The 22,265-nt window shown below is 37.4% G+C and carries 17 protein-coding genes and 2 tRNA genes; 10 read left to right on the top strand and 9 right to left on the bottom strand.

Annotated features, from left to right (window positions below):
* Positions 1-40: 40 nt before the first annotated feature.
* Positions 41-3,394 carry a tubulin-like doman-containing protein gene (locus tag V6C71_21880; protein ID HEY9771108.1) on the bottom strand — a complete coding sequence of 1,118 codons (3,354 nt, stop codon included), beginning with the start codon at positions 3,392-3,394 and terminating at the stop codon, positions 41-43.
* 9 nt (positions 3,395-3,403) lie between these two features.
* Positions 3,404-4,540, bottom strand: a complete 1,137-nt coding sequence (locus tag V6C71_21875) for a hypothetical protein (GenBank protein HEY9771107.1) — start codon at positions 4,538-4,540, stop codon at positions 3,404-3,406.
* Positions 4,541-4,883: 343 nt separating this feature from the next.
* Between V6C71_21875 and V6C71_21870 the strand changes: the two genes are divergently transcribed.
* Positions 4,884-5,033: a hypothetical protein gene (locus V6C71_21870; GenBank protein ID HEY9771106.1), complete on the top strand. Its 150-nt coding sequence runs from the start codon at positions 4,884-4,886 to the stop codon at positions 5,031-5,033.
* Positions 5,034-5,113: 80 nt separating this feature from the next.
* Positions 5,114-5,187: transfer RNA gene (locus tag V6C71_21865), tRNA-Pro, on the top strand.
* Between the two features lie 309 nt (positions 5,188-5,496).
* Here the strand turns inward: V6C71_21865 and V6C71_21860 are convergent.
* Complete coding sequence (locus V6C71_21860) at positions 5,497-6,456, bottom strand: class I SAM-dependent methyltransferase (GenBank protein ID HEY9771105.1); 960 nt, start codon at positions 6,454-6,456, stop codon at positions 5,497-5,499.
* A 181-nt stretch (positions 6,457-6,637) separates the two neighbouring features.
* Here V6C71_21860 and V6C71_21855 point away from each other — a divergent pair, with 181 nt between their 5' ends.
* Positions 6,638-7,093, top strand: a complete 456-nt coding sequence (locus V6C71_21855) for a GatB/YqeY domain-containing protein (protein ID HEY9771104.1) — start codon at positions 6,638-6,640, stop codon at positions 7,091-7,093.
* Between the two features lie 79 nt (positions 7,094-7,172).
* On the opposite strand, the gene V6C71_21850 is transcribed toward V6C71_21855, so the two are convergent.
* Entirely contained in the window at positions 7,173-7,385 is a 213-nt protein-coding gene (locus V6C71_21850) for an RNA-binding protein hfq (GenBank protein ID HEY9771103.1), read from the bottom strand.
* Between the two features lie 38 nt (positions 7,386-7,423).
* Between V6C71_21850 and dapF the strand changes: the two genes are divergently transcribed.
* Both dapF and V6C71_21840 read left to right on the top strand, forming a co-directional pair.
* Positions 7,424-8,266, top strand: a complete 843-nt coding sequence (gene dapF, locus V6C71_21845) for a diaminopimelate epimerase (GenBank protein HEY9771102.1) — start codon at positions 7,424-7,426, stop codon at positions 8,264-8,266.
* Between the two features lie 826 nt (positions 8,267-9,092).
* A complete protein-coding gene (locus V6C71_21840; protein HEY9771101.1) occupies positions 9,093-10,859 on the top strand; it encodes a fibronectin type III domain-containing protein in 1,767 nt (588 codons plus the stop codon).
* Here V6C71_21840 and V6C71_21835 read toward each other — a convergent pair.
* On the bottom strand, positions 10,846-11,664 hold the full coding sequence (locus tag V6C71_21835) for a sulfotransferase family 2 domain-containing protein (protein HEY9771100.1): 819 nt from the start codon (positions 11,662-11,664) through the stop codon (positions 10,846-10,848). The two genes, V6C71_21840 and V6C71_21835, sit on opposite strands and share 14 nt — an antisense overlap.
* A gap of 42 nt (positions 11,665-11,706) precedes the next feature.
* Positions 11,707-13,251, bottom strand: a complete 1,545-nt coding sequence (locus V6C71_21830) for a glycosyltransferase family 39 protein (GenBank protein ID HEY9771099.1) — start codon at positions 13,249-13,251, stop codon at positions 11,707-11,709.
* A 270-nt stretch (positions 13,252-13,521) separates the two neighbouring features.
* On the opposite strand from V6C71_21830, the gene V6C71_21825 reads away from it, so the two are divergent.
* Entirely contained in the window at positions 13,522-15,747 is a 2,226-nt protein-coding gene (locus V6C71_21825) for a GTPase (protein ID HEY9771098.1), read from the top strand.
* Positions 15,748-16,038: 291 nt separating this feature from the next.
* On the top strand, positions 16,039-17,739 hold the full coding sequence (locus V6C71_21820) for a GTPase (GenBank protein ID HEY9771097.1): 1,701 nt from the start codon (positions 16,039-16,041) through the stop codon (positions 17,737-17,739).
* Between the two features lie 107 nt (positions 17,740-17,846).
* Here V6C71_21820 and V6C71_21815 read toward each other — a convergent pair whose 3' ends face one another.
* Together V6C71_21815 and V6C71_21810 are read right to left on the bottom strand one after the other, a co-directional pair.
* Complete coding sequence (locus V6C71_21815) at positions 17,847-18,314, bottom strand: divergent PAP2 family protein (GenBank protein ID HEY9771096.1); 468 nt, start codon at positions 18,312-18,314, stop codon at positions 17,847-17,849.
* 45 nt (positions 18,315-18,359) lie between these two features.
* Complete coding sequence (locus V6C71_21810) at positions 18,360-19,289, bottom strand: farnesyl diphosphate synthase (protein ID HEY9771095.1); 930 nt, start codon at positions 19,287-19,289, stop codon at positions 18,360-18,362.
* A gap of 246 nt (positions 19,290-19,535) precedes the next feature.
* On the opposite strand from V6C71_21810, the gene V6C71_21805 reads away from it, so the two are divergent.
* Positions 19,536-19,609 (top strand) — tRNA-Met (locus V6C71_21805).
* A 181-nt stretch (positions 19,610-19,790) separates the two neighbouring features.
* The gene (locus V6C71_21800; GenBank protein HEY9771094.1) at positions 19,791-20,945 is read left to right on the top strand and encodes a tyrosine-type recombinase/integrase; all 1,155 of its coding nucleotides are present in this window, start codon (positions 19,791-19,793) and stop codon (positions 20,943-20,945) included.
* 22 nt (positions 20,946-20,967) lie between these two features.
* Here V6C71_21800 and V6C71_21795 read toward each other — a convergent pair whose 3' ends face one another.
* A complete protein-coding gene (locus tag V6C71_21795; GenBank protein HEY9771093.1) occupies positions 20,968-21,786 on the bottom strand; it encodes a Fic family protein in 819 nt (272 codons plus the stop codon).
* 255 nt (positions 21,787-22,041) lie between these two features.
* Between V6C71_21795 and V6C71_21790 the strand changes: the two genes are divergently transcribed.
* Positions 22,042-22,265 (top strand): hypothetical protein (locus V6C71_21790; protein HEY9771092.1); only part of this gene is annotated, 224 nt, incomplete at its 3' end.

Below are 22,265 nucleotides of genomic sequence, written 5' to 3'. Positions count from 1 at the left end.
GGGCAGTAGTAATTTGCTGTTTCTAGTTGAGTAATTAGGTTTAAAAATATGAGTCTAATATTTCTTTTTCCTTGAGTTTAAATGCTTCTTCTGTAATTACTCCTGCATCCTTCAATTGTCTTAGTTGTGCTAGTTTGGTTACGATTTGTGTATTATCATTTAATAGATTGCTATCATCAATTTCTGCATCCAAAACCGCATTATGATTTGGTAAGGATTCAGCAATCACTAAATCTTCGGTAACTTTAGTTGGTGTTTGGCTGTTATTTATAGTAGAAGTTGTTCCTGATAACTTTTGTTGGTTTTGATCGAAAAAAGAAGGGGGGATTTTTGCTTGTAGTTGCTGATTAAACTTTTCTTCCATCCGTCGCCAGAAACGATTAATAATTCCTTCCTGTGCTTTGGTATCTAAGGTTTCTCTCGTACCGACGACTATTTCTTTATATAGGTAATTAGGATCGTCTTGGGGTAACTCATCAACTAAAGCTACAAATTCTCGCAGCTTAGGTAAATAATGTGATTCCCATTTATTTGGGTTGTTGGTAATATCGTCGATCGCTTTATCTAATTCTTGATTCAAAGCTACCGCCATATCTTTAACATTTGCCAGTTGTTCTAAAGCCTCATCCCAAACCCGACTGAGGGTATTAATTTGACGGGTATCTCGCAGGCGATCGTAATATTGCAGTTCATGTAAACCCGTTTGCTGGTTATAGGGAAGTAAGCCAAATGCTAGAGAGGGATAAAAAATATCCTGTAGCTGTTTCATTTCCCGCGCATCTGGAGGAACAATATCCGTAAACATGATGCGATAGTCATTGTGTAGAAAACTTTTACCATAACTTCTCTGGTTTAGGTAATGTCTCCGCATTTGTTCTAAGCCTTGAATTAGCCGTAAGGGAAAAGCACCGTAGTGGCGAACAAATATGATTTCATCTTCGGCTTGTATTGGCTTAAACTCTTTTTTATCTTTGGATATCCCTATATCGTTGGATAGAATATGTTTAAATTGAGCAACCTCACGGTTATCGGTGTCCTTAAAGCCGATACTAATCTGAATTTTACTTTCTGGAATTGGATCGAAGTAAGGATCGTTAATATTTAGAGGTAATAAAGGTTCGGCTTCTCTCCATATTTGTTCGAGACGAGTTGCACGATCGCTTAAAGAATAGTTTTCTAAAAAGCGTTTAACCGCAGACTGTACACTATCTAAACTGCGTGAACCAAATAAGCCATCGACAATTAAATTAATTTCTTCGATTAATTGGGTTTCGTCAATCAAACCCGCATCCAGACAAGTAGCTAAAGATTCTTCCAAGCCTATCTTTTCAGTAATTTTAGTTGTTACTAATGCTAGCTGTGTAGCGCGATCGCGATCGGGTAAAAGACTTTGATAGCAATCATCAGTATCAGCATCAGCAAAGATTGCCTCCCCACTCATTTCATCGACGTTTAGTTGTTTGAGTTCGGTTTCGGTTTTTTTGTAAGCCAGTTGAATATTGTTCAGCAGGTTATAAAAATTACTAGTTTTAGTAGTTAAGTCGTTAACGTAGTGCTGAAGAGTTTTAACAATTTCTAAAGTTTCACGGGTTAAAACAAAATCAAAATTATGCTTGATTAATTTATTAACCTCTGCGACGATGCGTTTAGCTTCTTCTTGAATTTGACTATTTTTTTTCTTTTTATTAAATGGTAACAAGCCTCCTTTACTTTCAATATCTTCAATAGTTTTGGCAGCATCTAGCCATTTTCTTTCAATCTCTTCGAGACTGTGAATTTTACTGTTGCTGTTTACTCTTTCTTCAAGATTGCGATAGGATTGATTTAATTCGGTAGTCAAAGCTTCTAGCCAAGAGCGAGTATTACCCAATGAAAAATAAGACTGATTAGGATGAAGTAGTTCGCTTAAAAACCGAGTAATATCTTTAGTTAATTCTTGAGTAATAACCTCACGGGCTTGTTTTATATTAGTCAGCCAAACCCCACGGTTACTATCGCTTTCTCCTGGCTGAACTTTACGAAATTGTTCGCGAATCTCTCTAGATAATTGAGTAATTAAATTCTCGCGATCGTCTTTAGTTTCGCATTCAGCAATACTATTTTCTAAACCATTACGCCAGCTACTTAAAGCATTACTAAAAGTCTTATTACTATCAGTAGCTGCTTGACGCAGTTTGTTAATTAATCCCTCAGAGCGATCGCCCTCTGTATACCATTGATTTAAAAACCTTTCTAGGAGTATTTTGGCATCTGGGCTTTGTCCTTCTCCCTGCAACCAATATTTGACTAATTTAATTTTGATTCGATTTAAAGATACCTGTACGGCAATATCACGAGGAAAATATATTTTGGCTAATCCAAAGGTTAAATAACGTTGTACGTTAGGACGAGGGTGTTTATCTAATTCAATGAAATGCTCTAAATAGTTATCCCGATCTGCGGTAACTGCTGAAGATAATTCTCCTGCGAAAACAAGATTTATTTTATGAGCAATAATATTACACAGTTTACTTTTTTCTAAGATGCGATAATCACTATTAGTACGATTAGATATTAAATAAACATAATCAAAAGGTGGACGAGATTCTTCTACATACTGAAGATTGTGTAAATCGTAATAAGCTTTAAAATTAGTTCCCGCAGTGGCATAATAATTTAACTCTTTGAGTGCAGCATAGGCATTAGCATTCATACTCGGAGTATTACCATAAAGTTCGGGACTAATTACTAAATAACCACTGATTTGTGCCTCGCGATCGCCATACATTCTCTGCAAATAATAAGCGGTATCTAAAAATATTCCGCTACCCGTACCGCCACACAAAGAACCAACTACAAAAATGCTGAGTTTGTTATCAACAAGCAATCCCTGTTGAATTAATCTACTTTCATGTCCTATGGTTTTTTTCTCTGCTGTTTCTATAGCGGTTTTAATCTTACGATGATTATGAAAAAAGGCTAATCTTCCTACAGGTCTAATTCCTTGTGCCCCTTCATCAATTGCTTTTAAATCCCCTAATAGCTGTGGTGGAAACCAACATTCGATGTTTTTATAAACCCCTGGTGAACCTTCGTAATTACTCGATTTACGTTTCATTTCTCCCTGAAAGTTGCCAACTTCATTTCTGCTCATTGTTGCTGCAACCTTCTCTGCATTACTAAAACGTAAATCAACCCCGTGATAAAAATTTCCTGTCCGCAATCCTGTAACATTACTACTAGCTTTATCCGTATCTATATGAACAAAACTAACTACAGGTAGCGCATCTAAACTACCATATTTATCAACAATTAAGCGACGAATACGCATTAAGACATCTTTTCCTGTTCCACCCAATCCAATACAGATAGTACGTCTAATTTTTTGGCTTTGAGCTTCTGATTTAATATTCATAGAGCTTATTTATTTAATTAATTTAATAGCAAGGTCGAAGTTTTTGTCTTCGAAAGGGCAATTAAGCCTAAAACTATTACGTTCAATGGCTATATCTTTCTTTACTTCTTGTTCGCGATAAAAAACTGGCTGGCTTTTCAAAGGAATCAAATGAAGACGATTACCTTTTCTGTGTAAATACCCTCTGATCTCATTTCCAGGACAATAAATCGAGTTTAAATTTTCATCGCCAATAGCAATTTTTTGCTTATTTTTTAAATAACAAACTTGTTCTTCCTTATCTCGATCAGATTCAAAGCTAATCTTAAGTCTCCATCTTTTGTTAACACTTATTAAATATTTCCCCCAAAAACAACCAGCAACTAATAAACTAATTGTTATTAAGGTGGGAAATAGTAGTAATTTAGCCAAGTAAGGCGTTACCAAGCAGGTTTCTTTGCCTCCTGGTGTAGGGGTACAAAATTCCTGTACAGTAGGAGCAAGATCCACTACCGAAAGCTGATAAGAGCGATTATTATCGGTAGTAATAGTTTGCGATCGCTCTTTGATAGGTAAAGCTTCTAACCAGCTTTGTCTCTCTTTGCTAGCAGGAGAATTTAAAAGACGAAAAGGACTAGTTGCGGGAGTTTCCACCCAAGTAGCCGAATCAATTCCAGGCTTAGTCAATAGAGGTGCATCTGTTAACCAAACAATAGACTGGGGCTTAAGTGCAGTATTTTCCCCCAGACGACATTGATTAAGCTGTGCGAGTCCACGATAAGCAAATAACTCGGCGTTTTGAATATCTGTGTTATTGAGATTAATTTCCGATTCAAAAGGAAGAACGTTGAGAATAGATTCAATATCTGCTGGTTTCCCTCTAAATTTAATCCCCTGTTGCTTGGTTAAAGGATTAATATCAGGTTGTAGGGGATTAACCACAGAGGCAAAAGGCACAACATAGACTGTATCTCCCGATCGCAAACTATCTTCAATAATTTGAGTTAAGCGTAAACGCCCTTCAGCATTTAAACCGACACTTTCGGTTAAATCAATGGCAATTACCACATCTCGCCCACCGTAGATCCGCGAGGCTAAGTTTAAACCAAACTGTTGCCAAGACTTAACACTATTTCCAGTCGCGATCGCCGTGCAGTTGTTTGTCAAAACTGTTTATCTACTAAAAATACAGGTAAGGTAAATCACTGATGTAATTTCTTACAATCCTATTTTTGGACTTGAATAAACCACCACTAGGAATTTACTGACATTTACTATGAATTTGCCAAAAAGAAGGCTAAAGATGCCTATTTATGCTGTATTTGGCAAATTGACTAATGTCACTGAAGTAATAGAAATGAGACGGGAATAAAAATACTCGACTGCATAGCGAATTATCAATTTCATTGCCGATTGTTTTAAAGCGATCTCGACTCAATACAAAAATATAGACTTGGTTTGACGAACGTTGCTACCAAAAATATCCAACAACAAACCTTGAATACTCAGATTGATATCAGGCTCATTTCATCTCAATTCCTTACCCGATGGAGTAAGTTTGACGGTGGCTAATATCTCTATTAGCAATGTGGCGATCGCCTTTACTGATTCAGCCAAAAAAGAAAAGGTAGTACCATTTTCAGGATCTCTCAATTATTAGTATGCGTTTGCCCTGCCCCTTTCGCCAAACTGCTTGCATAAAACCACGCAAACCCGTACAATTTAGTTTCAGGCAAACAACGGGGCGTAGCGCAGCTTGGTAGCGTACCACTTTGGGGTAGTGGGGGTCGTGGGTTCAAATCCCGCCGCTCCGATACATTGAAACCTTCTCATTGAGAGGGTTTTGTTGTTTGTAGAAATATTTTGAAACCGTTCCTAATTCTCAATAAGCAAGGTTTGTTTTGTATTTTTCAGGGGGTTTAAAGCTAAAATTGGTAGACAAATTTTAGTCTCTGAAACCTCTATGGCGCAAAGCGATCGCCAAACACATTAATACTTCACAATATTTTTTAGTCAATGGCGATCGCTTTGTTAAAAACACTAGTTATTGCTAATAGCATTGTCATAGATGTATCGACAATTTTAAAGCTATAAAAGACTACATACTGTAATAAATTTGGCAATTAACTAGGTTTGATACCAATCATAGTTCGATGGCGCGGATCGCTGGCTACGGTAGTTTGATACTCAAAACCTACTTCCTCGATAGCAGCTTCCACATCAAAAGTATAGTAATCGTCACTCCAAGGTTCAGTACTTTTCATTAGGGTAAACAGTACAGGAGGTAAACTTTGAATTACTGGCGAAGCAGGATTATTATCTACTATGGCGATAATTCCGCCTGGCTTAAGGATGCGTAACACTTCTTGAAAAATCTCTTTTGTTGCCTGGCGAGGTAATTCATGAATGACAAATTGCAGAGTTACTAAATCTAGGGAATTATCCGCTAACCCTGTTGATTCGCCCAAACCATGAATCCATTGGTCGATTTCTTGTTGAGTATCGGTTGTTTTCGCTACTGCTAACATATAGGGAGACAAATCTAAACCAATGGTGTTAATCGCGCTGTCTTGCTTTTGAGAAAAGTATTGATGCAGTGTTAGTGTAGAAATACCGACAGAACAACCTATATCTAAAATATTAGTAACCTTTGCAGGAGTATATTGCTCTAATATTTGATAAAAGCTATAGCGCAGTCGTTGCTGTGCATCTTGCCAGGTAATCTCCTCATCTTTCCACACCCGTAATGCCATAGAGTATGTTGCCGAAGCTGCTTCAAAAGCTGCTTGCCAACAAAGATTACCTTTGTCATAAGCATGAAAGGGTACTTGATAATAATCGGGATAAACTATTTCCTGGTTAGTCAAAACAGCTAACAAATCTTTAGCGGAAGATTGCTCTAACTTTTGGTAATTGTCGCGCCAGGGGATACCATTTTTTTCGGCGGTTTTGATCAACACCTGTCGCGCTTGGTGTTGCATCACGCCATAAATTGGCTTGGTTTTAATTAAAAGGTTGACTAAGCGAGAAAGTAAATCTTCTCCTGCCCAATCTGGTTTTAATTTGTCTGTGGTGGATGTCACTATAAGCTGCAATTTAGGTTTATCAAAGCATTATACGTCTGAAGTGAGTCATCTCTGACTCGATCTAAAAAAAAGTTTGATCCCATCTTAAATTTTCATGAATCGATCGCAGTTAAGATGATTTCTTTTGTATTACGTAAAAAGTATTTTATAATAGTTAGCTCATGTAATGGATAGGAAGATGAGTCTTAAAGATCAAATTGGAGAAGACATTAAAACGGCAATGAAGGCGAAAGACAAAATTCGCCTCCAAACGGTACGCAGCATTAAAAAAGCCATCTTAGATAAAGAAGTAGAACTACGTCCGAAGGGTCAAGATAGCCTTACCTCAGAACAAGAAATAGAATTACTTTCCCAACAGGCAAAACAACGCCGTGATTCTATCGAGCAGTTTCATAATGCAGGCAGAGACGATCTGGCAGAAAAGGAAAGTCAAGAGCTAGCCATAATTGAAACCTATCTACCCGAACAAATAAGCGATCGCGAATTAGAAACTATTATTGACGATCTGATCGCCGCTTCTGGTTCAGCTACAATCAAAGATTTGGGCAAGGTAATGGGCCCTGCCATGAAGCAGCTAAAAGGCAAAGCTGATGGCAAAAAAATTCAGGCACTAGTCAAAAGTAAACTGTCTTAGTTTTCGCTAATTACAAGGTGGGCAATTGCCCACTCTACACTGTTAAAAATAAAAAGGTACTTCAAAAAGTCTATAGCTATTATCCTTTGGCTTTGAGATAAACTAATGCTTGTCGCCAAATGAGCGTTTGCTGGTTGTAATGATCCATTAAACAGAGACAATCAGCATCTTGCCAAGTAATTTTGCCAATGACTAAATCGTCGGTAATTAGCTTGAGTTCAACTTCCTGCTTTTCTTGAATAAAGTTTTGGATTTGTCTTACGCCAGGTAAAGCAGTATCAAATTCAGTCATGTTTTTCAGTTCTCGTATTGTTTTGAGGAAAATCAAAGATGGTAATCGAGTTTAGCAAATACCAGGGATTAGGCAATGATTTTATTTTGATTGATAATCGCCATAATAGCGAACCAATTATTGACCCTGAACAAGCAATCAAAATGTGTGATCGGCATTTTGGTATTGGCGGTGATGGCGTAATTTTTGTGCTACCAGGAACAGAAAAGACAGATTACACCATGAGAATATACAATTGTGATGGTTCTGAACCAGAAATGTGTGGCAATGGCATCCGCTGTCTGGCGAAGTTTATTGCCCAACTAGAAGGAAATTCAGCAGTTAATCAGTCTTATAAAATTCAGACCCTAGCAGGGGTAATTGTTCCTAAGCTAACCAGCAATGGCGAGGTTACGGTAGACATGGGAGAACCCGAATTAACCGCAGCCAAAATCCCCACTACGCTTGGCGCTGTTGAGGGCAAGGTTATTGCCCAACCTCTAGAAGTTGGCGATCGCACTTGGTCGGTTACCACTGTCAACATGGGAAATCCTCACTGTATTACTTTTGTTGAAGACAGCGACGCGATCGCCCTAGAAGAAATTGGCCCCCTGTTTGAACATCATTCCGCCTTTCCCCAGCGTACCAATACCGAGTTTATTCAAGTAATCAGACCAGACTACGTTAAGATGCGCGTTTGGGAACGAGGTGCTGGAATTACCCTCGCCTGCGGTACTGGCGCTTGTGCCTCGGTGGTAGCTGGAGTGTTAAATAATATGTGCGCTCGCTCCTGCACAGTAGAACTACCTGGAGGATGTTTACAGATTAATTGGTCCGCAGCCGATAATCGGGTTTATATGACAGGTCCAGCTACCGAAGTATTTACAGGTAAGTATTTCTAAGACTGCATGTAAATTTACTTAATTACGATTTATTGGTTTGTCCTAAAGGACGACGCGGAGGACGCGACGTAAGGAGCTAATCCTTTAGGGCTAGTCCTTTAGGGCATATAGTTATTAGCTATTAACCTTTATCTGGTAAGAAACAGCGTGAAATTCCTAGCCCTAAAGATAAAAAATCCCACTGCTCAATTAATCGAGCGTGGGACAATGAAGGATACCACAAAACACACAAAAATCCATAATCCTCAGGCGACCTAAAAACAGCTAAAAAAGCTTATCCAGCAGCAAGTTTATTGATCGGCTTTACTATATTCTTGGTTAAATAACCTAGTAGAATTACTTTATTTCTTAATTATCATTATAGACTCTTTTAGTTAAAAATATCTAGGACTTTTATTTGCTTTATCAAACTCTTAAAAACCAGCATTAAAGCACCTATAAAACGCCAATTTATCTGATACCAAAAGGTTTGAGTGGAATTAATTCATTATTAAGAGTAGCAGATAATTAATCACAAATAAAAGCTCAAGTCGTTATTGCGCATACATTTTAAGCTGTAAAAAATAAAAATAACAAATTTAGTTAATCATAATTTTATTAGATTATCTCGTAACCTTAACTTTATAAAGACGTTTGATAATCACCATTTATAATGGTTGAAAAGCTTTATTCAGGTACGTTTTTACCCGATTTATAGGTAAGTTATTGAACTAATAGTTAATTTTACTGATCGATAATATCTAGTAAGTATTGACCTATTGAAAGCCCTACTTTACCCAAAAATAAATCTACCTCGACAAACAGGTTCAAATAGTTAGTTGAGTCAATGAAAATCGCTAAACTAGTATTGCTGTCTCTGACAATCTTTACGACGATCGCTATTAATAATTTATCTATGACCTTTGCCTCTCAAAAACAGCTAGAAACAGCTAACGAGATCTCGCTTTTGAGCGATCCTTTTCTACAGTTACCTACTGAAAATAGTGTGAATGTAGTCTGGTTTACAGAATTTAAAGGCGATCGCCATGTGGTTAAATATGGGAAGCAATTAAGACAACAAGCGATCGCTAGTACCACTAAGTTAAGTCGCGTACGCGAAGATCGAGATTCTCAACTAGATAACCCTCAGGCTAAATCTTTTAGAGATATCTGGCGACACGAAGCCGTAGTTACAGGTTTAACTCCCAATCAGCGAGTACCATATAAGGTTGAAAGCATTCAGGAGCGACAAGTTGTAAAGAGCGATCGCTTTACCCTTGCCAGCCAGCCTACAGTTGGTACTTCACTTCAAATTCTCCTTACTTCCGATCATCAGTTAATGCCGATGACCACTGCTAATTTAGAACAGGTGGTAAAAACTGTCGGTCAAGTCGATGCGGTTTTTTTTCCAGGAGACTTAGTTAATATTGCCGATCGCGCGTCAGAATGGTTTGATGACCTTCGCGGTGGAGCATTTTTTCCCAGTCTGCAAGGGAAAGCCAACTATAAGCTCGAAAGTAATGGTATTACGACTACCTATCATGGAGGACAAATAATTCAGCACGCGCCTCTTTTTACCGCAATAGGCAATCACGAAGTGATGGGAAAAGTATCCCCTGATAGTACGCTCAAACAAGAATTTAACCAACCTCATCCTCGTCAGGTAGCCAAAGAATTTTATCAATCGACTGCTAAAGTCAATCCGACCAATAATCCGCGGGTAGAGGCAGACTGGATTAAGAACAATTCTTTTAACACTGATACCTACGAAGAGATTTTTACTCTGCCCAAAAGTAGCACTGGGGGGGAACGTTATTATGCGACAACCTTTGGCGATATTAGACTAATCTCGCTTTATGTTACCAATATTTGGCGTAGTTCCAGCTTAGAAGCCGATGTTCAGGGTAGATATAAAGAAAGCAATACCGACTTAAACAAGCCCAAAACCTGGGGATATGGACAACATATTTTTGAACCAATCGCCCAAGGTAGTCCTCAATATGAGTGGTTAACCCAGCAATTGCAAAGCCAAGCTTACCAGCAGGCTAAATATAAAATAGTCATGCTGCATCATCCACCCCACACCCTTGGAGGAAACATTGTTCCGCCCTATACCGATCCGCAACCCAAATTATATTACTCGGAAGATGGAGAGGTGCAGTCTCGTTATTATGATTACCCGATTGAAAATGACTATATCATTCGCGATTTAATTCCTCTTTTAGAATCGGCAGGGGTACAGCTAGTTTATTATGGACATTCCCATCTTTGGAATCGGTTTCAAAGTAATTCAGGGATGCATTTCTTAGAATCCTCGAACGTCGGTAATAGTTATGGAGCGCACTTAGGAGATAATCGACGCGAAATTCCCACCTATAGTCCGCAAAACTTTGCTGCAACGGGAAATCCCCACGGTTTACCGCCTATTGTCCCCAATATTGCTCCTTTGGTTGATGATTCTGGGCAACCGTTACCCTATATTGCCAGTAACGATATTACAGTCTTTAGTATTTTTAATACCGCAACAGGAATAGTTAGTAGCTATCGCTATGATACTCGTCAGCCAAATTCTGCCGCGATTAAGTTTGACCAGTTTAAGCTTAAAGACAACTAAGGTAAGCTTTTGTTACCTTGGAGTTCAATAATTTGCGCTTAGCTGCTTGATATAGTTTAAGGTCGTCACAATTAGAGTCAAGCAATTTTTGATAGGTTGCCCGATCTAAATTGGAACGAATCAGATCGAGTTTTTCGGCTAAAGATAAGTTTGGCTGAGAGGTAATGTTTTTATGTACCGATTTTACCTGAAAAGATGGGTAATATTGAGCGATCGCCTGTTGATAACGCTTCATTGATAAGTCAAACTCCTCGACAATTCCTACTATGGGCAAAGAATCTAAACCATGCAACGCCTGTTGTAATTCGGTCAAGTTTTGTTGAGGATTTAACCAAGAAAATCTATAGGTCTGAAAATTGCGACAGGATCTATTGTGAGTCTGGTCTAATTGATAGTTGAGATAGCCAGTAAAATCATGTTCTTGAGCTAGTTTGATACTTTCATTGAGAATCTTTTTATGCTTGCGTTCAAATTTATAGACAGACCAGAGGCGAGCGATTGGATGGCGTAGAAAGACAATCGGTATCAGAGAAATATTAGCTATAGTCGGCAAAGGAAATAGAGCGGTATGAGATGAAAAAGCCGAGATTGACTGATGATTTGATAGCCAATTTTGCACTAGCTGAGAATTTGATTGGCGATCGATCTTGTCAAACTCAATCTTGCTCCAATTCGAGCCAAAATTCTTGGCTAAAATAGCGTCTACAGATGTTCCAGCATTTTTAAATAGATGATAATGAGCCACAATAACTTTTTGAGTGCGAGCTTGTGGATTTAAAGACAGGGATTGATAACTAGTATTCATTCAGTGTCGACTGGGATAAGAAAATTTACTGCTGCTCTATAATTAATTGAAATTATTCAAATCGTAAAGATAGGCTGATGCTCCAGTATGTTTGTAAGCATCTTGCTGCTGACCGATTTGATCGAGATAGCGAAGTATTTCTAGCTCTTCTGGACGCTCGGCGCGGAGTATAAACCAAACTGGATGATTTTTTAGCGGTTGGAGATCTTCGCTCAATTCCCGCAGCTTAGCTGATAATTTTTGCTCCTTAGAGGAAAAGTTAGCTGTACCGTAAATGTAATCTAAATCTGAATAGTTTTTTAATTGCAGATAGTAAGCAAAGGCTTGACTTCCCTCTTCATAGACGTAAATTTTATCTCCTGGTTGATTGTGCTGGGCAACATAGCTCAATACTGGTTTGACCTCATGTTTTAATTCAGGGTGAATAATCAAATTGCCAGCGCGATAAATTGCGGGAAAAGTTAAGGCGCAAAGACAGACAATTCCTAGTAAGCCAAACAGCCAAGCAAATTTTGGGGCATTAGCTCGATTAACTCGGCTCAATTTGATCAGCATAAACGCAATCCCTTCGGCGACAATGATCATTCCCAAGGGAGCTAAAAAGAGAATCAAGCGATCGCGAAAAGGATATTTATGGAGGTAAGCAGCAATTATGGTGGCAATAAAAGGAGCAATTAAAGCTAAAAAGATAGTTCGGTTATGGCGATACCAGATAATACAGCCCACAATAAAGGCAAAGATGCCGATCCCATCAGTTACGCCCACAAAACCCATTGGATGATAAAAAAACCTGCCCAAAGCATCAAACAACCAGATAATATCGCCAAAAGAATCTGGATATCGCGACTCCCAAGATGAATTTAAATCTTCGTTGTTTAAAGTATTAGCAATGGTTAGGAAATAGAATAAACCAAAGCTAACCAGCCAGGTTAAATATATGCCGCTTCGATTGATGAGAATTTTAGCTAAGTATCTTTTTTCAGCGGTTACCAGATTCCAGCCTGCCAAACCCGCTAAAACGAAAATGGAGGGATAAGAAAACCAAATAGCCAAGCCGCCTAAACAGGCAAAACTAATTCTTGTTTTTACTGGCAAAATTTGCTGAGGCGCTGAAGTTAGTAACCAAAATAAAATCAGGGCGATCGCTAGATCGCTAGAATAAGGCTTCAATTCTGTAGCAAAGTAAAGCGTGTAACGACCCCCAGCCAACAAAGCGATCGCTATAGGTGCAGCTAAAGCTGAGCTGTATCGGCGTACCAGTCGATAAAATAGACTCAAAGATACGATACTGGCAATAAAGGGTAATAGCCTTAAAGCATATTCACTATTTCCCCCGATCTGTGTGGCTAACTTTTCAACCCAGAGAAATCCTAACGGTGCTGCCTGATTGTTATCCAATGGTTGAGATAATTCCCCGTAGGAGCGATCGATAATGTTCAAAGCCAGATTGACTTCATCACCCCAAAGTGAACGATTGCTCAGATACTGAACTAGGCGAACCAAGACACCGATAAAAACCAAGCCCAAACTCAGGCGATGACAAAGTTTTGACCAGTTTATCCGTTCTGAAAAACTTATATTTAACACTGTAAAACATCTTTGATGATTGATTGTTGTTTTACACGAATAGCTTTACCTAGTCAAACTGCCAATAGCTTTAATGCTTATTTAGGGGTTATGTCTGTAGTTTGGACTAACGAAATACTGCGAGTAAACAGCCCCAAAAAATTTATTTATCTGAGCAAGAGCGATAAATCAATAGTTATAGGCTTAGGGTTCTCTAATCAGGTTGTATTGATTGTTTATTGAATCGGGAACTATAGATTAAAGCAATTACCATTGAGAATTAAGTTATCCATGTCTAACTCTCCACTTGTCTCAGAGCAATTAGATTACGGATTTTTATTACTTACTCATCTTATCTGTGCAGATAAACAAATTCATTCTGAAGAGATTAAATATCTTAATGAATTAAGCGATCGCGCTAACTCACAACAGACTAAAGATGAGATGGACAAGATTTTTGCACAAGATCCGAATCATCTTACCGTAGACAAAATTATAAATTTTATTTCTACAAGCCAACAATCAGAATTAATTCGACAGATTCTGGCAATGGCTCATGTTGATGGAGATTTTGCTTTTTTAGAAAAAGAGTTAATTCACAAAATAGGCAAAATTTGGAATTGGTCAGAAGAAGAAATTGATTGGCATCGACAATGCGCCGAAAAATTTGCCGATAGTCGAAAAGCGAAGGTCAAACAGGAAACACTGCTGATTGGAGAAGAATACATTAAAGCAGTTGAAAGCTGTAGCCAGATTGCTCAAGAAGATTATAAGTATGCAGAATTAGCTTTTCAGAAAACGGAAAAAACTCTCAACACTTTAAATTCTAATTTGGAATCAGTAATTAGCAGAATTAAAAACAACAATAGTAAAGGTATAACTGGCAAAGAAGTCGTCAAGCAACTTGAAGACAGTAAAAAATCTTTCGAAGCAGAAATTATTAAAAAATTAGATCGAGTTAAAGAATCGCATCAAGCCAAACAAAGAGCTTTAAGCTATTTTACTATCGCCTTCATGGGAAGAACTAAAGCAGGTAAAAGTACACTGCATTCAATTATTACCCAAGATGGTTGGGAATCAATTGGAGTAGGAAAACAGCGCACGACTCGCTTTAATCGTATTTATGAATGGAAAAACATTCGGATTATTGATACTCCTGGTATTGGTGCTGCTGATGCTGGGGGAAGAGATGATGAGGAGATTGCTAAAAGTATTGTTGATGAAGCTGATGTTATTGGTTATGTCGTTACTAATGACAGTATTCAAGAAACAGAGTTTAAGTTTTTAGAGCAATTAAAAGAAAAAGCAAAACCTTTAATTATTATTCTCAATCTTAAACATAATCTTTGCGATTCCAAACGCTTACAACACTTTCTGAAAAACCCTAATAAACTATTTACCAAGGATGGGGAAAGTAGCATTAGTGGACACATAGATCGTATTCGCCGTCATGTAAGTAAAAACTATAATGACTATTTTGATATTGTTCCTGTAATGCTGTTAGCTGCACAATTATCTAGTGATGCAGAACATCAAGAAAATAAAGATAAGCTTTATAAAGCTAGTAGAATACAAGACTTCCTTGACTCAATTCGGGAATCTTTAATTAAGCACGGTGCAATCAGGCGATCGCAAACTTTTTTAGGTTCTACTATTGGTTCAATTAAAAAACCCGATAAATGGATAACCGAAGAAAAACAAGCTTATAAAAGTTTTAGTAATACTTTAAAGTCCAAGCAAGAAACTATTCGTGAGGATATTAGAAAAGCTCAAAGAGATAGTTGTGAATATTTAGAGCAACAAATTAAAGTTATTTTTCAGGATCTTCTTAATACCATTCCTCAATTTTCCGAAAACCATTGGGAAGCAGATAAACGTGAATTAAATCGAGCTTGGAAACAAAAAATACAAGACATTAGACTTGAAAAGCGACTTCAGTTATCTAATGAGGAAGCCGTAGAGAAATTCAAGCAAGAAATCAAAGAATCATTAAAAGAGATAGGTAGAGAATTAGAGCTTGCTTCTAAATTGAATGTTGGTAACTTTAAATTAAACAGCCAAGATACATTTAATATAAAAACTTTGCTTCAGATGGGAGGAGGATTAATAGTATTGATAGCTGCTTTTGCGCCTTTAGGACTAATTGCTGCTCCCATAGGTGCTGCATTAGGAGCTATTGGTTTAGGTATAAGTTTGATGTCCAACTTGTTTACATCGAAACAAGAAAAACGCCGTAAAGCTGTAGAACAAATTCAACGTTCTCTTCGCTATCAAGTCTTGAAGCAAAGACGAGCTATTATTGACAAGGCAGTTGAAAATCTTGAAAAATATTGTTCTGATGTATCTAAAAATATCAACAGTTATTTTAATGAACTATTAGGAGGTTTAAATAATATATCAAATCAATTAGAAAAAGCACAAAATAGTCTAGATGCAACTGTTAATTATCTTAACTGTGGATATGCCAAACGCATAATTGATTGGTCAAAAGATGAATACGAACCTTTGAACCATTGAAAGCAGCAATAAAGTAATTGCCAAAGTTGATCGAAAATTTGGACAAAGCATAACTATTCAAACTAAAACTAAAATTAAAATTAAAAAATCTTTAGAAGAGATAAAACAAGTTATTCAAGAAGATATCTCAATCGAGGTTTACTAAAAAGATTATTTTCTCAATTAAATGCAAGCTAAACATATATCTTACTATTAAAAATTATTAGGTATTTAATCATAAATCAAAATTAAAAATTTAACGCTGCTACTCTCACTCAAAAATTTAATAATGCTTGCAATAATTTCAACAACTTGCTGTCACACAACTCAAATGAAAATCTCCATCATATCAAAGAAAAATTAGAGCAAGATTTAAAGAATTATCAACGAGAAGGATTAATTAGTGTTGCTTTTGTCGGACAATACAGCGCAGGTAAATCAACCATAATTTCAGCACTTACAGGCAAAAGAGATATTAAAATTGATGCCGATATTGCTACAGATAAAACCACTGCTTATAACTGGAATGATATCAAGATAATTGATACACCTGGGCTATTTACAGAGCGTAAAGATCATGATGCTATTACTTATGAGGCAATTGATCAAGCTGATTTATTAGTTTTCTCTCTGACTTATATGCTGTTTGATTCTCTTACGGTAGAGAACTTTAAAAAGCTAGCTTATGAAAAAGGCTATGCTTGGAAAATGATGCTGGTAGTTAATAAAATGTCTGATGAAGCAGGAGAAGAAGCAGAAAAAATTGTCAACTATCGTCACAGTTTGGCAGAAGCAGTCAAGCCTTATTCTCTTGATGATTTTCCTGTTTGTTTTATTGATGCTAAAGACTATTGCGATGGAATTGATGAAGATGATGAATTTTTATGTGAAATTAGTCGTTTTGAAACCTTTATTCAAGAATTAAATCAGTTTGTTGAACGTCGTGGTTTTTTAGCAAAATTAGATACTCCCGTTCGTATCGCCTTGAGTGCAGTTAACGAAGCACAAGCCGAACTTACTCGTAACTCTGGTGGAGATTCAACATATTTTGAAATTCTCAATCAGTTATCTCGTCAAGTAAAAAATGAACGTAACCGTGTCAAAATCAAAATTCAAAGTATTGCTTTAAAACAAGCTTCAGCAATTGCTCAATCAGGAGTAGAATTAGCTAACTATGTTGGCAAAGTTAGTAGTGAAACGGAATGGGAATACAAGCTGAAAACAATTAATTTAGAAGCAGAACAATACTATGAAAAAGCTGGACGAGAAATGCAAGCTGTCGTTGATATAGCAGTAGAAGATATAAAGCAAGAAGTAGAAAAAGTATTAGAAGGTGATTTAGTTCAAGCTTATATTGCCTATATTCAGAAGTCCTTAGATATATTTGTAAATCACATATATGAGGGAATTAATATTGACGCATTAAGAGAGCAGTTTAGTAAGTTAAATGGTATTGCTGAATTTGCAGGTGCGAATATTTTGAAAAATGCCAGTAGAGGTTTCTTAAACACTGCTGGTAAAAAAGTTTTTTTACGGGGCATTGATGTTGCTGGCGGTGGCTTACATCAAAGAGTTTTAGGTATGGGTAAAGCTATCGGCTTCAAGTTTAAACCTTGGCAAGCGGTGGGAATGGCTAAAAATATTGGTAACTTTGCTAAATGTTTAGGTCCAATTTTTGCGGTAGGTGCTTTGGGTTTAGATCTACTCGAAGTATCTAAAGAAAGAAAACTCGAACAAGATATGGCTGATGCACGTTGGCAAATTACTAGTCAATTTCAAAAACTAGCCAAAGACTTAGAACATCAGGTAGAAATTCAATTTTACGAATTTGATCGACAAGTTTATGGAGAAATTGAACAAAAAATTGCTGAAGCAAGAAAACAAAATGAACAAGCGATCGCATCATCAAATATTTGGTTAAAAGAACTGTTAGAAGTTCGTGCAGCTTTTAACCAAATATTGGCCAAAATTAGTTCATTTATAGTCATGCCCAATATAAAAACACAGGATTAGGTAAGGGCGAAGAACCCCTTCGCCCTTAAGGGATTAACTGTTCTAACAACATCTATCAACACACGGAAACTAAGTTGGAATGACTATAGTTAGCAAGTGTCGCCAATTCAACTAACTATCCAAACATATTTGGAAAAGACCATGGCAATACCAATTCCCAAGCTAAGACCGACTAAAACCTGAAAAGGAGTATGTCCCAGTAGCTCTTTTAATCTTTCTTCGTTAAGGTTATGTTCTTCCTGAAATAATTCATCAATAATTTGATTGAGTATTTTTGCCTGTTTTCCCGCTGCTTGACGAACCCCTGCTGCATCGTACATGACAATAATCGCAAATAGACAGGCGATCGCAAATTCGGCGGAAGATAATCCTTTCGTTAAGCCAACACTAGTTGCCAATGCACCAACTAAAGCTGAGTGCGCGCTCGGCATTCCGCCTGGAGAGAGTAAATAAGTAACGTTTAACTTCCGACTTGTAATTAAATCAATTATTAACTTCAATCCCTGAGCTGAAATACAGGCTATAAGTGCGATCAACAATATCTGATTGTGTAAGATATCAGCAACTTCCTGCATAGTTTGTCTTTTTTGCCCCAAAAAACTTTATATAAGTGGATTTTATCAGCGATCGCGAGTCACTATGTAGTTAGCTACGGCTCTTAGTGGCTCAGCTTTTACCCCATATACAGATAACTGGCCGATCGCACTATCCACTAATTCCTGTGCTTTGAGCCGGGATTTTTCTAACCCCCATAAACTAGGATAAGTAGCTTTTTGCGCCTCTAGGTCTTTACCCGCAGTTTTGCCTAACTGTTCATCTGTGGCCGTAATATCTAAAATATCATCAATTATCTGAAAAGCTAGACCAATATTTTGAGCATACTGCGATAGTCGATTTATGTCTGCTTCTGAAGCATTAGCTAGTATGGCTCCAGACACAACCGATGCTTCTAATAACGCCCCTGTTTTATGAGTATGAATAAAGCTCAAAGTCTCGGCGGTAATATCTGTTTTCCCTTCAGATTCTAGATCTAATACCTGCCCGCCAACTAAACCTGCAGCACCTACAGTACGACCTAAACAAGCTACCACCCGCAGAATATTTTGGGGTTCGACATTTCTAGTTTGGGTAGCAACATATTCAAAAGCATAAGCCAATAAACCATCTCCTGCCAAAATCGCGATATCATCCCCGTACACTTTATGGTTAGTTGGTTTACCCCGACGAAAATCGTCATTATCCATTGCGGGAAGATCGTCGTGAATTAGCGACATCGTATGAATCATTTCCAAAGCACAGGCAGTTGGCATTGCCATTTCTGACCTGCCACCAGTCAGATTGCAAGTTGCCAAACACAGAATCGGACGTAGCCTTTTGCCACCAGCAAGCAAAGAATAGCGCATTGCCTCATATATCTTTTCGGGTCTAGCCACTGTAATTGAGTGCTCTAATGCCTGTTCAACTATCGCTTTTTGCTGTTTTAAATAGCTGTTCAAGTCAAATATGGTAAGTGTTTCTGACTCTCTGGGTTTCTTATCGGCTTGTACCATATAGCAGGAAAATTTACTTCACTAATCTATTATTCATTATCTCTTGCTTGGGTATTTTAACCAAATTTCTGGAGGTTACAATAACTGCTGTTGAGTTTTGTTGAGATCGGCATCGATCTTCATCAATTGCGATCGCCCATCCTAAATAAGTACATAAATACCAAATCGATAGTGATTTAGCCTCGGGAAATAAATTTTACTTAATTACCTATTTTTGTTATATTTATCATTATTGTCTCGAATCAAGTCAGAGTAGCTCAGTTGGTTAGAGCATCGGACTCATAAGCCGAGGGTCGGGAGTTCAAGTCTCCCCTCTGACACTTTAATAATAACGCTGGATTCAGCTTTTGAGAAGCTTTTGGAGGCTTGTGTAATTAAAAGGCAAATTCTCCTAAGAAAATTTTTTGGGGTATTTTCAGGTGAGTTTAGACAATTTTTGGGTGTAAATTGGGTGTAAATTTTGTCAGGATAAAGGTGTAATAATTACACCCATCTACTGAGATGACATCTAAAATTCCTGGCAAAAAATCCTCCAAAGGTTCGGTAGTAGTTTTTAAATCTCACGATCGCCTACAGTTACGCTTTCGTTTTGGCGGCAAACGTCGCTATATTTCCCTTGGACTATCAGATACTCTTATCAATCGAAGATTTGCTGAGTTAAAAGCAGCAGAAATAGAACAAGACATTTTCAAGGAAAAATTTGACACTACACTTGCAAAATATAAATCGGCTGGCGATCGCGAGAAAATTGCTTTAACTTTGTCTGCCGAAGCTGATAAGCTCAGCTTGTATGAGCTGTGGCAAAAATATAGCGAGTTTAAAAAGCCTCAAGTAAGTCCAAGTACTTATGCTAAAGATTTCCAAAGATATCGAAACCATATAGCAGCTTTTCCAACTCGTTCTTTAGATGAGGCATCAGCTATTCGAGACTGGTTGCTTACACATAAAACTGTCAGTACTGCTAAAAGATGTCTAACACAACTTAAAGCTTGTTGTAAATGGTCTATCAAAGAAGGCTTGATTGAAACAAATCCATTTGATTTGATGACAATTTCACTCCCAAAAGGAACAGATGAAGAGGCTGATGTTAATCCTTTTTCCAAACAAGAAAGAGATCTGATTATTCAAACCTTTGAAAGCGATCGCTATTATTCTTACTATGCGCCTTATGTTCGGTTTCTTTTCTTCACTGGATGTAGACCTTCTGAAGCAATTGCCTTGCAGTGGAAACATATTGCTAAGAGTGTAATTAAGTTTCGACAAGCTATTGTTATGTCTGAGTCTGGATTGGTTTGCAAAGAAGGATTGAAAACTCAAAAGAAAAGAGATTTTCCGATAAATGCTGAGGTAAAAGAAATTCTCCAAAAAATCAGACCTGATTCAACGAAATCAGATTCTTTTATATTTACTAGTCGTCAAGGTAAAATCTTAGATCATCACAATTTCTCGAACAGAGCTTGGAAATCAATTTTAAAGAAGTCTGGAATTCCATATCGCAAGAGTTATCAGACGAGACATACCTTTATTACTATGTGTGTCGAAGCACATTACAACAGTACAGCAATTGGAAGATGGACAGGAACATCTGCCAAAATGATTGATAAGCATTATGGGGCTACTAATTTTACTAATCTTGAACCACCAAATCTTCTGTAAACGCAATTTTATTCATATCAAATTAGTCATCTAAAATAGCCATCATTTCTTGATAAAAAGGTTTTCCCCTACCACGACTGTCAGCAGCAGTAACAACTAATCTCAGTGTTTCAATTAAAGAGCTTTTAGTCGCTGATAAAACTAAATCTACAAGCTGACTGACATCATCACTATTCTTTTGTCCGTAAGCTATAGCGTCAATATAGTTATTTCGCTGCTGATTGGAAATAACCACAATAGGATATCCCACACGTAATAATAGTAAGTTCATTAATAATCTCCCTGTTCTTCCATTACCGTCGCGAAAGGGATGAATTGAAACAAAGCGGTAATGTGCAACAGTAGCAAATTCCACGGGATGCAAATTTTGCGCTGCCTCTGAGTTGAGCCAATCAATAAAATCATTCATCAATTGAGATATTAGATAATGAGCTGGATACAAGTAGTTTGTTCCTGCTGCTTTGACATCTAGTTGTCTATATTTTCCCGCTTCCTCTGGAGCAATTTTTCTCAGGATTAAGTTATGAATTTGCTTGATTTCCCATTCTCCTAAAGCTTGCTTTTGCTGAGATAGAGATTCAACATAATCAATCGCGTCTTTATGTCCAATTACTTCTAGGTGTTCGATCAAAGTTTTGCCACCGACAGTAATACCTTTGGATAGAACTAATTCAGTTTCACTTTGAGTTAAAGTATTGCCCTCAATTGCATTGGAATTGTAGATAAACTGAACGTCGTATAGTTTTTTCAGTTCCTCAACAATAATTGGCGAAAGAGGTCGAAAACTATCTAACCAGCTTTTGAGTCGATCTAGTTGTTCAAATTTGGACAGGCTGCTCATAGAAAAATAACGCTCAATTAGACAATCTATATTAAATTCCCTTTGATGTGTATGTCGCTCGATAAGCCTCGCTAAAAATTCATCGTACAAAGTTGACTCACAATTGACACTGGCATTTTTACATGATTCATTTGGGGGATTTTTTAATGTCATGAATTTGACTTATGCAGCTTCTATCATCGATTGTATTTCAATTTTCATGCTAGAAAACCGTGATGGTAGAATAGAAATCTAAATATATGAGGCACTAGAATTATGGATATTCGAGAACTCACCAAAAAAGTAAAAGAGTCAGCATCGAAGATGACTCGTGAGGAAAAAATACAACTGCTTAAAGATGTTAGGGGTCGAGCCGAGGATCGCTCCTCGACACTCCCATTCAAAACCGTGCTTGCGACTTTCACCGCACACGGCTACTCCTGGTTCTTTCGGTACAATCTTTCGTTCCTATTCATCCCACACAAGACCGCCTTGGAAGG

Source organism: Coleofasciculaceae cyanobacterium (genome assembly GCA_036703275.1).
Lineage (GTDB): Bacteria > Cyanobacteriota > Cyanobacteriia > Cyanobacteriales > Xenococcaceae > Waterburya.
This window is presented reverse-complemented; position numbering and strand designations above follow the sequence as displayed.